The organism is Acinetobacter sp. CY05, from assembly GCF_059515805.1.
This window is the reverse complement of sequence record NZ_JCAKMW010000011.1, coordinates 26265-40151: the sequence shown is the minus strand read 5'-3', so window position 1 is coordinate 40151 and position 13887 is coordinate 26265. Positions and strand designations below refer to the sequence as shown.

The 13887-nt window shown below is 42.7% G+C and carries 14 protein-coding genes; 3 read left to right on the top strand and 11 right to left on the bottom strand.

Annotated features, from left to right (window positions below; translation table 11 throughout):
* Positions 1-34 precede the first annotated feature (34 nt).
* Both AC5YCD_RS09305 and AC5YCD_RS09300 read right to left on the bottom strand, forming a co-directional pair.
* Positions 35-280 (bottom strand): DUF2789 domain-containing protein, encoded by a 246-nt coding sequence (locus tag AC5YCD_RS09305; protein ID WP_496129777.1) that lies wholly within the window; start codon positions 278-280, stop codon positions 35-37.
* A 120-nt stretch (positions 281-400) separates the two neighbouring features.
* Positions 401-1051 carry an HAD family hydrolase gene (locus AC5YCD_RS09300; RefSeq protein ID WP_496129776.1) on the bottom strand — a complete coding sequence of 217 codons (651 nt, stop codon included), beginning with the start codon at positions 1049-1051 and terminating at the stop codon, positions 401-403.
* A 182-nt stretch (positions 1052-1233) separates the two neighbouring features.
* Here AC5YCD_RS09300 and AC5YCD_RS09295 point away from each other — a divergent pair, with 182 nt between their 5' ends.
* A complete protein-coding gene (locus tag AC5YCD_RS09295) occupies positions 1234-1716 on the top strand; it encodes an RNA pyrophosphohydrolase (protein ID WP_496129775.1) in 483 nt (160 codons plus the stop codon).
* 88 nt (positions 1717-1804) lie between these two features.
* Entirely contained in the window at positions 1805-4099 is a 2295-nt protein-coding gene (ptsP, locus tag AC5YCD_RS09290; protein ID WP_496129774.1) for a phosphoenolpyruvate--protein phosphotransferase, read from the top strand.
* On the opposite strand, the gene AC5YCD_RS09285 is transcribed toward ptsP, so the two are convergent.
* Positions 4096-4272 carry a DUF7230 family protein gene (locus AC5YCD_RS09285; RefSeq protein ID WP_496129773.1) on the bottom strand — a complete coding sequence of 59 codons (177 nt, stop codon included), beginning with the start codon at positions 4270-4272 and terminating at the stop codon, positions 4096-4098. The two genes, ptsP and AC5YCD_RS09285, sit on opposite strands and share 4 nt — an antisense overlap.
* 428 nt (positions 4273-4700) lie before the next feature.
* On the opposite strand from AC5YCD_RS09285, the gene AC5YCD_RS09280 reads away from it, so the two are divergent.
* Positions 4701-6221 carry a catalase gene (locus AC5YCD_RS09280; protein WP_496129772.1) on the top strand — a complete coding sequence of 507 codons (1521 nt, stop codon included), beginning with the start codon at positions 4701-4703 and terminating at the stop codon, positions 6219-6221.
* A gap of 44 nt (positions 6222-6265) precedes the next feature.
* Here AC5YCD_RS09280 and AC5YCD_RS09275 read toward each other — a convergent pair whose 3' ends face one another.
* The 8 genes from AC5YCD_RS09275 to hcaE form a co-directional block, all read right to left on the bottom strand.
* Positions 6266-7321, bottom strand: coding sequence for an MBL fold metallo-hydrolase (locus tag AC5YCD_RS09275; protein WP_496129771.1), 1056 nt, complete (start codon positions 7319-7321; stop codon positions 6266-6268).
* Positions 7322-7522: 201 nt separating this feature from the next.
* The gene (locus AC5YCD_RS09270) at positions 7523-8428 is read right to left on the bottom strand and encodes a DMT family transporter (protein ID WP_496129770.1); all 906 of its coding nucleotides are present in this window, start codon (positions 8426-8428) and stop codon (positions 7523-7525) included.
* A gap of 154 nt (positions 8429-8582) precedes the next feature.
* Positions 8583-9809 carry a 3-phenylpropionate/cinnamic acid dioxygenase ferredoxin--NAD(+) reductase subunit gene (gene hcaD / locus AC5YCD_RS09265; RefSeq protein WP_496129769.1) on the bottom strand — a complete coding sequence of 409 codons (1227 nt, stop codon included), beginning with the start codon at positions 9807-9809 and terminating at the stop codon, positions 8583-8585.
* A gap of 10 nt (positions 9810-9819) precedes the next feature.
* A complete protein-coding gene (locus AC5YCD_RS09260) occupies positions 9820-10782 on the bottom strand; it encodes a 3-carboxyethylcatechol 2,3-dioxygenase (protein ID WP_496129768.1) in 963 nt (320 codons plus the stop codon).
* Between the two features lie 56 nt (positions 10783-10838).
* Positions 10839-11657, bottom strand: coding sequence for a 3-phenylpropionate-dihydrodiol/cinnamic acid-dihydrodiol dehydrogenase (gene hcaB / locus AC5YCD_RS09255; RefSeq protein WP_496129767.1), 819 nt, complete (start codon positions 11655-11657; stop codon positions 10839-10841).
* Positions 11658-11659: 2 nt separating this feature from the next.
* Positions 11660-11986, bottom strand: a complete 327-nt coding sequence (gene hcaC, locus AC5YCD_RS09250) for a 3-phenylpropionate/cinnamic acid dioxygenase ferredoxin subunit (RefSeq protein ID WP_496129766.1) — start codon at positions 11984-11986, stop codon at positions 11660-11662.
* Positions 11986-12504 carry a 3-phenylpropionate/cinnamic acid dioxygenase subunit beta gene (gene hcaF / locus AC5YCD_RS09245; RefSeq protein ID WP_122898779.1) on the bottom strand — a complete coding sequence of 173 codons (519 nt, stop codon included), beginning with the start codon at positions 12502-12504 and terminating at the stop codon, positions 11986-11988. The genes hcaC and hcaF overlap by 1 nt, the downstream gene beginning before the upstream one ends.
* On the bottom strand, positions 12501-13868 hold the full coding sequence (gene hcaE, locus AC5YCD_RS09240; RefSeq protein ID WP_496129765.1) for a 3-phenylpropionate/cinnamic acid dioxygenase subunit alpha: 1368 nt from the start codon (positions 13866-13868) through the stop codon (positions 12501-12503). Before hcaE ends, hcaF begins: the two co-directional genes overlap by 4 nt.
* Positions 13869-13887: the final 19 nt, after the last annotated feature.

The window sequence follows — 13887 nt, the reverse complement described above, 5'->3', positions numbered from 1 at the left end:
CAATCCTAAGCAGGTAGAACTCATCTTCGATCGATTATTTGGTTAGAGAATCTTCATGTAAGGATTCATTCAGTTGATCTACAATAATGGCCCATTCACCATCAGATTTGATTTTTTCAGCTAAAAATTGGCGCTGCGCTTCGCTCCAATAATCCGCTTGGGTAATTTTGGTATGGGCATTGAGTTGATGGGTGCTAATAAATAAAGCGATACCCTCTTCTGAACTATCTAATCCTAATTGCTCAAATAAATGGGTCATGCGTGGGCGGACGTGATTCATGTTTTTCTCCTTATTTTTATTGATCTGTCTCAGCTTAGAATACGCAATTTTTTGTTTTGATCGGTAGAAAAATGTAAAAAAGCACTCATCATGAGTGCTTTTATTTGCATCCAAATCAGCTTAAATTGACCAGTCTTGAACATCCCAGCCTTGTTGTTTAGCAAGCGTTTCTAAACGGTCATCAGGATTCACAGCAATGGCATGATCGGCATATTCAAGTAAGAAGCGGTCATTAATCGAATCTGAGTAGGCCCAAGATTCAGTCACATCACGTCCTTGTAACCATTGATCTAGACGAGTAAGTTTGCCTTGTTGATAGCACGGCGTATTAATCACTTTACCTGTGTATTTACCATCCATGACTTCTGCATTGGTGGCAATGATTTCAGTAATGCCAAATTCACGGAAGATGGGCGCAGTAATAAAGTCTGAAGTTGCGGTAATGCCTACCAACTGATGACCTGCCTCTTTATGGGCTTGAATGGCTTTAAAACCTTCAGGACGCATTTGTGCACGAATGACTTTTTGCATAAATAATTCATGCAGTTCAGTTAAATAAGCATGGTCATGCTGGGTTAAAAACTCAAACACAAATTCGTTATAGGCAATCGGATCAAGTTGACCAGCTTTATAGTCGTCATAAAACTTATCATTCATGGCACGGTGACGTACTGGATCAACCAAGCCTTCATTTACTAAAAATTCACCCCAAGAATGGTCTGAATCGGTATTCAATAAGGTATGGTCGAGATCAAACAGTGCCAATTTCATGAAAATACTCGTAAAAGCTGAAATTTAAGAAAAAAAATGTAAATCTATCTCGGCTAGTCGATAGAAATTCGTTAAGATCATAGCAGTTTTAATATTTTTAAACTTTGCTTTTTTCGTGTTGGACAAAGAAATAACAATCCCCGAAGGCAAAGAGATAAATTACACATATTTTAGGTAGCCAAATGATCGACTCTGAAGGTTTCCGACCCAATGTCGGGATCATTTTGGCAAACGATTCTGGACAAGTTTTATGGGCAAAACGCATTGGTCACAATGCATGGCAATTTCCACAAGGTGGTATCCAATTTGGAGAAACCCCGGAGCAAGCACTTTATCGTGAGCTAAGAGAAGAAGTTGGCTTACTGCCCGAACACGTCCAGATAATAGCGCAAACGAAAGGTTGGCTGCGTTATCGTTTGCCACATCGGTATATCCGAACGGATTCAGACCCCGTATGTATTGGTCAAAAACAGAAGTGGTTTTTGCTTAAGCTGACCGCGCCTGTACAAAATATTCAGTTGAATCTTTCCGATCCACCTGAATTTGATCAATGGCAATGGGTCAGTTACTGGTATCCGCTTGGTCAAGTTGTCAACTTCAAACGTGACGTATACCGTAAAGCGATGGTGGAACTGTGTCAGCAGTTGCCTGTTGCCAAACCTTAAAAAAATCTGTCATGGGTGCAGATTTTTTATGCCAGTCTTGTTATAAATAAAATTGAAATTTAACCCCTTAGGATTGGGAGTGGCCTTTATGTCGAATATGCAACTGGATACCTTAAGACGCATTGTACAAGAGATCAATGCGTCCACCAGTTTGCATGAATCTTTAGATATTATGGTCAATCAAGTCGCTGAAGCCATGCATGTCGATGTCTGTTCGATCTATTTATTAGATGAACGCAATCAACGCTATGTGCTGATGGCCTCTAAGGGCTTAAAGTCTGAATCGGTAGGTCATGTTTCCCTGCAAACCAGTGAGGGTTTAATTGGTTTAGTCGGACAACGTGAAGAAATTGTCAATTTAGATGATGCGCCCAGCCACGAGCGTTTTCTGTATTTGCCAGAAACCGGTGAAGAACTGTATAGCTCATTTTTAGGCGTACCTGTCATGTATCGCCGTAAGGTTATGGGCGTACTGGTGGTGCAAAATAAAGAAAAACAAGATTTTAGTGAAGCAGCAGAATCTTTTTTAGTGACACTTTGCGCCCAGCTCTCAGGCGTGATTGCCCATGCACATGCCGTGGGTAATATTGATGTGTTTCGTAAACCCAATAACTTACCTGCCTATAAAACCTTCCAAGGGGTTGCAGGCTCAGGCGGTATTGCTTTGGGCCGTGCCATTATCTTGTATCCGCCTGCTGATTTAGCTGCGGTACCGGATCGTGAAGCCGATGATATTAGTGAAGAATTGGCCTTACTCGATCATGCTGTAGCCGCAGTACGTAGTGAAATCCAGTCACTCGATGACAAAATGCAAGATGCTTTAATGGCAGAAGAGCGCGCTTTGTTTAGTGTGTTTTTACGTATGCTGGATGAAAACGCCTTGCCTGCGGAAATTAAAGACGAAATTCGCGATGGCAATTGGGCACAAGGTGCGGTGCGTTTAGTGATTGAAAAACATACCGCTTTATTTGCACAAATGGAAGATGAGTATTTACGCGAACGGGTTTCAGATCTTAAAGATTTAGGGCGGCGTATTTTGGCCTTTTTACAAGAGGCCGATGCCAGCCACCGTGAACTGACCGATGAAAGTATTTTAATTGGCGAAGAGATTTCTACAGCCGCATTGGTAGAACTACCAGTAGATAAAATTGCTGCCATTGTCACCACTGAAGGCGCGATGAACTCGCATATGGTGATTGTAGCGCGTGCGCTCGGTATTCCAACAGTGGTGGGTGTCACTGAACTGCCGATTAATAGTCTTGATGATGTCGAGATGATTGTTGATGCCCATCAAGGGCGAGTATTTATTAATCCGCCACGGCGTTTACGTGCGCGTTATAAAGAGATTCAAAAAGAAGAAGAGCAAATTGCTAAAGACTTACGTCAATACGAAACCCGCGATGCCATCACACCAGATGGTGTAGCAGTCAAGCTGTTTGTGAATACGGGCCTAATGATTGATGTGGTGCGTGGAGTACAGCGCGGTGCTAAAGGCGTAGGCTTATATCGCTCTGAAATTCCGTTTATGCTGCGTGATCGCTTCCCCGGTGAAGAAGAACAGCGTACCATTTACCGCCAGCAACTCAGTCACTTTGCCAATAAACCCGTGGTGATGCGTACCTTAGATATTGGTGCTGATAAAGACTTACCTTATTTCACTATTGAAGAAGAAAACTCAGCATTGGGTTGGCGTGGTATTCGCTTTACGCTTGATCATCCCGAAATTTTTTCTGCGCAAATTCGCGCGATGCTCAAAGCCAGTATTGGTTTGAACAATCTGCATATTTTATTACCGATGATCACCAGCGTCAGCGAAGTCGAAGAAGCCTTGTATTTGCTTGATCGTGATTGGCATGCGGTACAAGAAGAAGAACAGGTCAAAATTCAAAAACCTAAAATTGGCATTATGGTCGAAGTACCAAGCGTCTTATTACAAATTGAAGAATTTGCAGAACTGGTGGATTTCTTCTCTGTAGGATCCAATGACTTAACCCAATATTTACTCGCAGTTGATCGTAATAATCCGCGCGTGGCCAACGTCTATTCACACTTCCATCCTTCGGTATTACGTGCTTTAAGCCGCTTAGTTAAAGAATGTCATAAATACGATAAACCCATCAGCTTATGCGGTGAAATGGCCGGTGATCCACTGTCAGCAGTTTTGTTAATGGCAATGGGTTTTAATACACTGTCGATGAGTTCAAGTAATATTTTGCGTGTACGTAAAGCTATTTGTCATGTTCCCATGAGCGATGCTGAAGCTTTACTCGACAAAGTCTTAAAAATGAATAATCCACTTATGGTCAAAAGCTGGGTTGAATATTATTTTAAAACCCATGGTTTATCCGATATGGTTAAAACCAATCGTTTAGTCAGCGTTTAAGCCGCGCATAAAAAAGGGAGATATTCATTTGAGTATCCCCCTTTTTTGTATTTGCTATAACCGCGTTTGGCATTCTTTTTACGGTCTACAAATACTTGGCTTTTGTTAACTTCATGCATATGTTTTGCCACAAAATTATGCACAATCACTTCAGGCTGTTTTTTCTTAGCCATTGCATATCCTCATTGAGATAAAGTTAATAGTAAAGCGTTATATTGCAGCTTTAAGTTTAAATTTCAAGCAGAAAATAAAAAAACTGAGGCGTCTTTGTTTGGTTTCTGCTTATTCAAACATATTATTTATAGATATACTATTTATAAATGCTTAATAATCAAAAATTTAAATCATCGAATTAACCACTTGATCAAAATCAAATATCCCATTGGGAAAAACTGGGATTTTGCGATAAAATTAAGCAATAGGCTGAGAAAAACAGTCCTCAATACGACTTTATACACTAAAACTGTGACCTTAATCTGTCACATCGACCCTTTAAAATCAGTTAACAAAAGAGTTAATGTCTATCGGCGTTAAGCTGTTATTGATCTTTATATTTCTCTGATTTTTTTAAATCCCATGACAATAAAAAGGGAGCAACATCATGAGCAACGACATAAAAAAATGTCCTGTGACCCATTTAACGACTGACGCAGGTGCACCTGTAGTCGACAACCAAAATAGTATGACCGCAGGGCCACGTGGCCCACTTTTAGCCCAAGATTTATGGCTCAATGAAAAGCTGGCTAATTTTGTCCGTGAAGTCATTCCTGAGCGTCGTATGCATGCCAAAGGTTCAGGTGCATTTGGTACTTTCACGGTCACTCACGACATTAGCCAATATACCCGCGCTAAATTATTCTCAGAAATCGGCAAAAAAACTGAGATCTTTGTACGTTTCTCTACAGTCGCAGGGGAACGCGGTGCAGCAGATGCTGAACGTGATATCCGTGGCTTCGCGATGAAGTTTTATACCGAAGAAGGCAACTGGGATTTAGTCGGAAACAACACCCCTGTCTTCTTCTTACGCGATGCACGTAAATTCCCAGATTTAAACAAAGCGGTAAAACGCGACCCGAAAACCAATAAACGCAGTGCCACCAACAACTGGGATTTTTGGACTTTACTGCCTGAAGCTCTACATCAAGTCACTATTGTGATGTCTGATCGTGGTATTCCAGATGGTTACCGTCATATGCATGGTTTTGGTAGTCATACCTTTAGTTTTATTAATGCCAACAATGAACGCTTTTGGGTCAAATTCCACATGCGTACTCAACAAGGTATTAAAAACCTAACTGATGCCGAGGCTGAAGCACTTATTGCCAAAGATCGTGAAAGTTCACAAACTGACTTATTTGACGCAATTGAACGTGGGGATTTTCCAAAATGGACCATGTATGTGCAAATCATGCCAGAGACTGATGCGGAAAAAGTACCTTACCACCCATTTGATTTAACCAAAGTTTGGCCTAAAGGTGATTATCCACTGATTGAAGTGGGTGAGTTCGAGCTCAATCGTAATCCTGAAAACTACTTCCAAGACGTTGAGCAAGCGGCATTTGCGCCGAGTAACTTAGTTCCAGGCATCAGCTTCTCACCTGACCGTATGTTACAAGCACGTTTATTTAACTATGCCGATGCTGCACGCTACCGTGTTGGCGTTAATCATGCGCAGATTCCGGTTAATGCAGCACGTTGCCCTGTACATTCTAACCGCCGTGATGGTCAAGGCCGTATGGATGGTAACTATGGTGCCCTACCGCACTATGAACCAAACAGCTTTAGCCAATGGCAAGAACAACCGCAATATAAAGAACCACCACTGAAAATCACAGGCGATGCTGATTTTTGGGATTATCGTGAAGACGATAATGATTACTTTAGCCAACCACGCGCGTTATTCAACCTGATGAATGATGAGCAAAAACAAGCCTTATTTAATAATACAGCTGCCGCGATGGGCGACGCTTTAGACTTTATTAAATATCGTCATATTCGCAACTGTTTCTTATGTGACCCAGCGTATGGTGAAGGCGTTGCAAAAGCACTAGGCATGACAGTTGCAGATGCACAAGCAGCACGTGCTACAGACCCTGCGCAAGGCAATCCTGGTTTACTCTAAGACTTAGAGTCAGCTTTAAAAAAACCGCCAGTATGGCGGTTTTTTTACACGATAATTTTTTTACCTTCATGCAAACAATAAAACGGATTAATAAATTTTGAGGTTTTTTGCATGACTTTATGCAATTCATGTTCAGGCTGTTCCCGTCCCTCTCGATTAATTTGGAAAGTACGATAACGCACCGCCACTGAACATTTAGAATGTAAATCCTTATGTGCCTGAAAGGCATCCTCAGGGCTTAAATGTAAGTAACGTAAGACATCTTTTTCTTCATAGCAATTGACAGGCAGTAATGCCACGCGTGGTGGACCTAGACGCTGATGAATGGTTTTAAAATGATTGGAATAACCTGTATCCCCTGCAAAAAAGCAATAGTCCACCCCATGCTTAATCACAAAGCCCCCCCAAAGTGCGCGATTATAATCGCGTAAGCCACGTCCAGAGGCATGCTGTGCTGGGGTAAAGACAATTTTAAAATCACCAAATTCTTGCCATTCCCACCAATCCAACTCAACCACATCAAACTCTTTAGGTAAATAGCTAGCATTGCCTAAACCGGTAAAAATCGGCATCGCAAACTTTTCATGTAGCCACGTTAAGGTGGCTAAATCCATATGGTCATAATGGTTATGGCTGATTAGCACAGCATCAATGGGTGGAAGCTCGTCTAAAGCAATTCCCGCAGGACAGGCACGTTTAGGTCCACGGCCCTGCTGAGGACCGGCAAACTCAGCCCAAATCGGATCGGTTAAGAAGTTATAAGGACCTATTTGAATTAAGGCGGTGGCATGACCAATAAACCAAACTTGCCAGTCATCTAGGTGAGCATGTGGGCGTTCATGCGGCACGACCCGACCCGGCGCAAGCCGTTGTTCTAGCTCGGCTGAATAATCCACTTTCCAAGTTGTTCGCTTACGACGTAACAGCCATTTGACCAAACTGCCACGGCTTGGTGCCTCAGGCGCATTGCCTGGATTAAAAAACACCTGACCATCGTGATGATCTGAGTGTAAATAATTTGACGTCGGTTGACGCCAAGTGTGCGTCCAACAAGAAAGCGTCGGCAATTGGAAATGATGTTGTTGTAAATCTTGTTTCATGTCATCCAAGTTCTAAGCATGGTTTAGGCGAACGAAGTTTGGCTTTTATTGCATATTGAGTGCACTTTGCCATAGTGCCACACTTTTTGCATCAAACAGCGAAAAAATGCTGCTTTAAAATACTGCGCTTGATTTATCTTAACTAAACTTTTTTAAAATTTAGTGAGTGTTTTTGTTGCTAGAGCAAAAAAGCACATCAGCTTAGCGTTTTAGATATTGTTCACGCCATTCTTTAAAGAAATACAGCACAATACCGCACATCACAACAGACACACCTATAAAGGCATGTGAGCTAATATGTTCATGATTCAAAGTTGCGCCGAGAATCAAAGCAATGATCGGGGTCATTACGTTACTTAAAGATACTGTTGATGCACTTAAACGACGAATGAGCCAGAAATAACACAACATTGCCACAATAGATGACATGATCATGGTAAAGCCAAAGCCCAACCATGCTTGCACACTTGGCATTTGAGTTGGAAAATGCTGCCAAATAAATGGAATCAACAGTAATGACCCAAACGCAGACACCAACAATGAACCAGTGGCCTGTGACATGGGTTTAAGTGGTGCATTAATTTGTTTCACCCAAAAGATCGAGCTAATGTAGGACAGCATACTAATCAGCATGAATACCACCCCCCACGGGTTAACTTTACTATCGGCAGAATCTGCAAAGACAAAACTCAAGCCTGCCACCGCAATTGCCATCCCCAGCCATTGCAGCCACACCAATTTATGGGTTTTTAAGATTACATGTCCAATAAGACCGGCTATCAGTGGTGAAAAACCAAAAATCAGCGCCATTAAACCGGAAGTTAAGTAATTGGCCGCCAAGTAAATAAACAGCTGTGCACCAATTAAATTGAGGCTGCCTGCCACATAGCTTTTAAGCGAAGTACGATCAAATGGTAAAGGATTGCGCATGATGCCAAGCAGAGCCAAGGCAATCACACATGCGCCAAAATAGCGAATAATCAGCACCCACATTGGATGTACTTCTGCCACACTCCAGACAATGGCTAAAGGTGTGGTCGCCCAAATAAGTACCAATAAGGCATAAATACTAGCGGTAACGATCATGGGCGAGGAATTTGAATTCATATCAGCTCAACAGTCATGCAAATCAAAATAGGACATTGCCATATACACTAACGCATAGCATGGTCATGCCTCGACAGAAAATAAAACAGGCATAAAAAAGCAGACCTAGGTTGCCCAAGGTCTGCCCTTTTGTAAACGATTTATAACAACAAAGTTACTTCACCAATTTACGAAGATCTTGGCTAAGATCCAAATATTTGTCTGCTTCAAAAGCGGCATTTTTGCTAATCAGCTTTTTCAAGTGACGCATTTCTTTGGCAGCATTGACTGTAATACCACCCACAATGATGCCATCCGTTACACCAAACAATACAAATGATGATTGCTCACGTAGCTCAGGATTGATTTCACCACGAACTTGCCATTCAGCAGCGGCCATATCACCAACAAACTGATAGTTGATATTCAACTGATCAGTCCAGAACCATGCAGGATTAACTGCAGGATGCTCAACACCCATCACATGACGTGCAAAGAGGCCTGCTTGAAGGTTGGCATTTTCCCACGTTTCAACACGGCGGTGGTTACCACAGTCACGAAGCTGAGTTGCAACATCACCTGCTGCATAAATGTCAGGATGTGAAGTCTGGCAGTTTTCATTGACTTTAATGGCAAAATCAACGTCCAAACCTGCTTCAACTGCAAGTTGCGCATTTGGCACAATACCAATACCGTAAACTACAGCATCTGCACGTAACTCTTCGCCATCTGCTAAAGTCACTACGATTTCTTCGCCATCTAATTTGCAGTCAGCGATTGAAGTCGACAAACGAACATCTACACCTGCAAGTTGTTGCTGTGCAAGTAAGAATTCGCTTAACACGCGTGGTGATGAACGACCCATCACCATTGGACCCATTTCGATCACTGTGACGTCACACTCTTTGTAACGTGCAGATGATGCAAGCTCAAGGCCAATGACACCACCACCAATTAAGATGATACGTTGACCTTTTTGTAATACAGGAACAAGGGCTTGTGAATCTTCAAGATTACGCAGCGTGTAAACGTGCTTGCCGAGCGCATCAAAGTTTGGCAAACGACGTGCTGCACCGCCAGTGGCAAGTAATAACTTGTCAAATGCAATCACATCGCCATTTTTAAGTTCAGCAGTTTTCGCGTCGCTATTAATTTTAACCACGCCATTGCCACGAATGACTTCAACACCAAGCTCTGCCAGTTTTTCTTCTGACAAGATTTCGATTTTAGTCTCTTCAGGTTTTAGAATTACATCTTTAGATAGCGGTGGACGCTCATAAGGAAGATGAGTTTCATCGCCCACTAAGATGATTTTACCTTCGTATTTATTAGCACGAAGTTCTAAAATTGCGCTAGCACCGGCTTGACCAGCACCAACAATAACGATGGTTTCAACGCTCATGTGCTTTTCCTTATTTCAATTCTGCAGATACGATACCAAAGCCTGCAATCCACTCGCTAATGTCTTCGTAGCAGTGTGCAGTCATTTCATATTCGCCCACTTCATGTAATGCAGCAAATGCAGCCATCCATGAACGAACTTCTTGACCACCACGACCACCATCACGACGGATTTCAGCTTCTGTCATCGCTTCCATCGCGGCAAAATCAGCTTTCTTGAAGGTTTCAAGTAAAGCACGATCCCACTCTGGGTTTAATGGCACAGCAACAGATTTGTCACCAGCAGCTAATTTTTGACCCACAGCAATGATTTTACCTTGACGTGCATTACGTGCTTCAGGGGTTGGGTTACGACCCGCAATTAAGAACTCTTCCACTTCTGGTGGTACAGCACCCATTTGCGGTGTAGGTGGATCATGTGACAAACCGCCTGTACCCAAAACAAGAACGCGTTCGTTTTCAAGGTTTAAAGATTTGATAAATTGACCTACAGCACGACCTAAAGCAATGGTACGCTTCGTGGTTGGCATTGGTGCTGCAGCGCCATTAATAAATACTGGAATCGTTGGGTAACGATCAAGCTCACCACCACATAAGAAATGTAATGGTTGTGTTACACCGTGATCGGCTTGCATGCGATATGAATACGCAACATCAACACCTTCATCTAATACACGACGGACGAGATTGATAGCTGTTTCTTCAGGAACATTAATATGGTCGTTGTCTTTACCATAATCCCAGTCACCTGCTGCTTTGGCACGAATACCCACACAGAAACTTGGCATCAAATCGTAGAAGAAGCCATTAAAGTGATCAGGACCAAAGGTAATGATTAAGGTTGGATTATAGTCTTCAACTTCTTTTGCAAGCTTGGCAAAAGTTTCGCGCACTTTTTCTTCTTTATATTTTTCTTGCGGTGAAGCAAATTCCATTAAAGGACTGTGCGATGCACAAATAAGTTTAACGGCCATGTAAGACTCCTAAACGGAAGGCAGCCAAAAGGCTGCCAAGGGAAGTTCGTTGAATATTAGATCTCGTCAAAGAAACCAGCACGTGGTTGACGTAAACCACGAATACCCAAACCGCATTCTGCATTAATTAATACACCAGTGAGCGGGCGGTTATTGGCACGAGATGCTAATAACACATATGAACCCGTCATATCTTCTGGTTCTGGTAAGAAGTTCAGTGGCATACCACGGGCAATTTTCTCAGGATCACGTGCATCAAGCAGACCAAGATTTTCTTGACCAAGTGATGCTGCACCTTTGATATTGACATTCATACCTGACGGTGCAACCGCGTTCACTCGTACTTTAGGCGCAAGCTCATAGGCTAATTCTTTCATAATACCGACACCAGCATGCTTAGACGCTGTATATACAGGGCCTCCGCCAGCTGAGTACAATGCTGAATTAGACAAAGTAAATATGATAGAACCTTCAGAAGCGATCAATGCATCAAGCGCAGCCTTCGCACCAAGGATTAACGACTTGGTGTTAATGCCCATGATTTCATCAAACGCTTTTTCAAGTTGCTCACCTGAAGTATTCACGATATCCGCGTAGTGATCCCAAATACCCGCATTACCCACAAAACAATCGAGTTTGCCAAAACGCTCTACTGTCGCTTGAACAGCACGAACGTTATCGGCATAGTTGGCTACATCACCTTCAATTGCAAGAACCTTACCACCAAAGTGCTCATTTAAAGCTGCGACTTTTTCTTTTGAGCGCTGAAGAACTGCAACCTGTGCACCTTCCTCAATAAAACGCTCAACCAATGCCCAGCCTAAACCTGAACCACCACCTGTGATCAGTGCAACTTCACCTTGTAGCCAACCCATGCTTACTCTCCTGCCATTTCTACGAACAATTGACCATCTTCAACAATCACTGGGAAAGTTTGGATTGGATCAGTTGCAGGTAGACATAATGCTTGACCTGTTTTTAAACAAAAACGTGCTGAATGTAATGGGCATTCAACAGTGCCATCATCTTCTAGGTAACCTTCAGACATAGAAGCGTTACCGTGGCTGCATTTATCATTCATCGCGAAGAATTCGCCACCGTTGTTAAATACAGCAAGTGCTTCAATACCATTTACGCCGCAATCTACTTTTAGCGCTTCGCCTTCGTCTAACTCGTCAACTTGGCAAACAAAAATCTTATTCATTAGAAGAACACACTCAGGTTATGTGAGTTATAGGTAACTTGGTCAAGCGTGATCTTACGGTTGAAGATTTGGAAGCCTAAGCCGCCTTCAACTTTACGGATCTTGTCATGACGTTTACCGCAATAAATGACAACGTCTTTCTCTTTTTGCGTACGATATAGAAGATAAGTCACGTACACATCGTATTCGCCTTCTACTTCAGTCGGCTCAACAATCACGTTTGATACCATATGTGTGGTACGTGATGGAGGCTCTTCAGCCCAAGCCATACCTGTTTCAAGACGAGCAACACGACGTTCTAAAAGATCTTTCGTATCGTTGAACACCCAAGTTGTAGGCGGTTCAACCGAACGACGACGGTCACGCGTTTGAGCGTTTGGCGTGGTACGTAGCGTATAAGAAATGTCTTCAGCTAACGTATCTAACCAGTCGCGGAATTTCCAATCGTCAAGCAATTTTGCTTCACGATAGAGGAACTGACTAATTTGGTGATGAAGTTCTAAGCTGATTTGACTCATTTCATAAGCTCCTTCTCGTATTCGTCAGCTGCTTTTTCCACGTCTTCCCATTTTTCATGGATTAATAAATCTGCCCAGCGGCGGTACATACCACGTGCTGCTGTTTCAGAGAAAATATAGTTAGTGATACCTGGGATACCATCTTCACGTACTTTTTCGTTGCCTTTACCCATTTCCATAATGAGTTTGTTTTGACGCGCTTTATAACCACGTAAAACTTTTTGGATTTCAATCCAGTTCTCAGAGTCATCTTGCTCTAGGAAACCAGCAGGACCAAAAGCACGTGTCGCAGAACGTTCAAATGCTTCTTTTACTTCTTGCGATGCTTCAGCATCTGCAATACAGAATGCCCAAACTTCAGTTTTATTTGGACCACGTGGGTGCCATACGCGAAGTGTTGCAGTACCGTTCAACCAAGACATGGTTGGGAACATGGTGTTGTGACCTGCAAGACGCAATGCACGTACTTCACCTAAACGTTCTTTTACTTCTTCGTAAGTTTCACGGAAGTAGTTGGCTACTTCACCATCAACCCATACGTTTGCATCTGGTTTTTCTGTAAAGAAGAAACCTGAACCGTGACCACGTGAACCGTATTGAAGTGCATCTTTGGCAGTTTCCCATACAGGACGTGCAGTTTGCGCAGCACCTAGTTTTTTAGATGCTTCGTCATCTGGTTTTGCGCCAAGGACTTGAATCGCAGATGCGTGAGAGAATAATGCATGGTATTGGTCAGATGCGAACTGTTCAGCCGCAAACTTCCAGTTACATTCGATTTCCCACTTGTGTACACCACCGATGATTTCAGTACCACCTGGACGACGATCAACTACGCCATCTAAGTACCAAGCGATATCACCCATGTAATCAAGAAGATCAGGTGTGCTCTCATCCCAGCAACCAAAGATTAAGCCTTTGTAAGACTCAACACGGTTCACTTCAACTAGACCCCATTGCTCTTTACAAGCACCATGTGGGAATGCACGCTCTTCAAGCGGGATATCTTTTAAAGAACCATCAATACCGTAAGACCAGCCGTGGTATGGGCAAGTGAATGCACGTGTGTTACCACAGTCTGCAAAGCTCACACGCATAGAACGGTGACGGCATTGGTTTAAGAATGCTTTGATTGAGCCGTCTTTTTGACGTGCCACAATAATTGGATCTTCACCCATATAGGTATTGAAGAAGTCACCCGCCTTTGGAATTTGGCTTTCGTGACATAAGAACAACCATGTACGACCGAACACACGTTCGAGTTCTAATTCATAGATGTCTGGATCAGTATAGATAGATGGCGTAACACGACCATTTTGTGCATCGACTAGAGCGTCGATTTCGCGCACATCAATTTTTCCACTCATGAAAAGTTCTCCTGTGTCC

Bases quoted from the DNA above. Each gene is read 5' to 3' on its own strand.
- AC5YCD_RS09305 (WP_496129777.1), bottom strand. From the start codon at position 280: ATGAATCACGTCCGCCCACGCATGACCCATTTATTTGAGCAATTAGGA.
- AC5YCD_RS09300 (WP_496129776.1), bottom strand. From the start codon at position 1,051: ATGAAATTGGCACTGTTTGATCTCGACCATACCTTATTGAATACCGAT.
- AC5YCD_RS09295 (WP_496129775.1), top strand. From the start codon at position 1,234: ATGATCGACTCTGAAGGTTTCCGACCCAATGTCGGGATCATTTTGGCA.
- ptsP (WP_496129774.1), top strand. From the start codon at position 1,805: ATGTCGAATATGCAACTGGATACCTTAAGACGCATTGTACAAGAGATC.
- AC5YCD_RS09285 (WP_496129773.1), bottom strand. From the start codon at position 4,272: ATGGCTAAGAAAAAACAGCCTGAAGTGATTGTGCATAATTTTGTGGCA.
- AC5YCD_RS09280 (WP_496129772.1), top strand. From the start codon at position 4,701: ATGAGCAACGACATAAAAAAATGTCCTGTGACCCATTTAACGACTGAC.
- AC5YCD_RS09275 (WP_496129771.1), bottom strand. From the start codon at position 7,321: ATGAAACAAGATTTACAACAACATCATTTCCAATTGCCGACGCTTTCT.
- AC5YCD_RS09270 (WP_496129770.1), bottom strand. From the start codon at position 8,428: ATGAATTCAAATTCCTCGCCCATGATCGTTACCGCTAGTATTTATGCC.
- hcaD (WP_496129769.1), bottom strand. From the start codon at position 9,809: ATGAGCGTTGAAACCATCGTTATTGTTGGTGCTGGTCAAGCCGGTGCT.
- AC5YCD_RS09260 (WP_496129768.1), bottom strand. From the start codon at position 10,782: ATGGCCGTTAAACTTATTTGTGCATCGCACAGTCCTTTAATGGAATTT.
- hcaB (WP_496129767.1), bottom strand. From the start codon at position 11,657: ATGGGTTGGCTACAAGGTGAAGTTGCACTGATCACAGGTGGTGGTTCA.
- hcaC (WP_496129766.1), bottom strand. From the start codon at position 11,986: ATGAATAAGATTTTTGTTTGCCAAGTTGACGAGTTAGACGAAGGCGAA.
- hcaF (WP_122898779.1), bottom strand. From the start codon at position 12,504: ATGAGTCAAATCAGCTTAGAACTTCATCACCAAATTAGTCAGTTCCTC.
- hcaE (WP_496129765.1), bottom strand. From the start codon at position 13,868: ATGAGTGGAAAAATTGATGTGCGCGAAATCGACGCTCTAGTCGATGCA.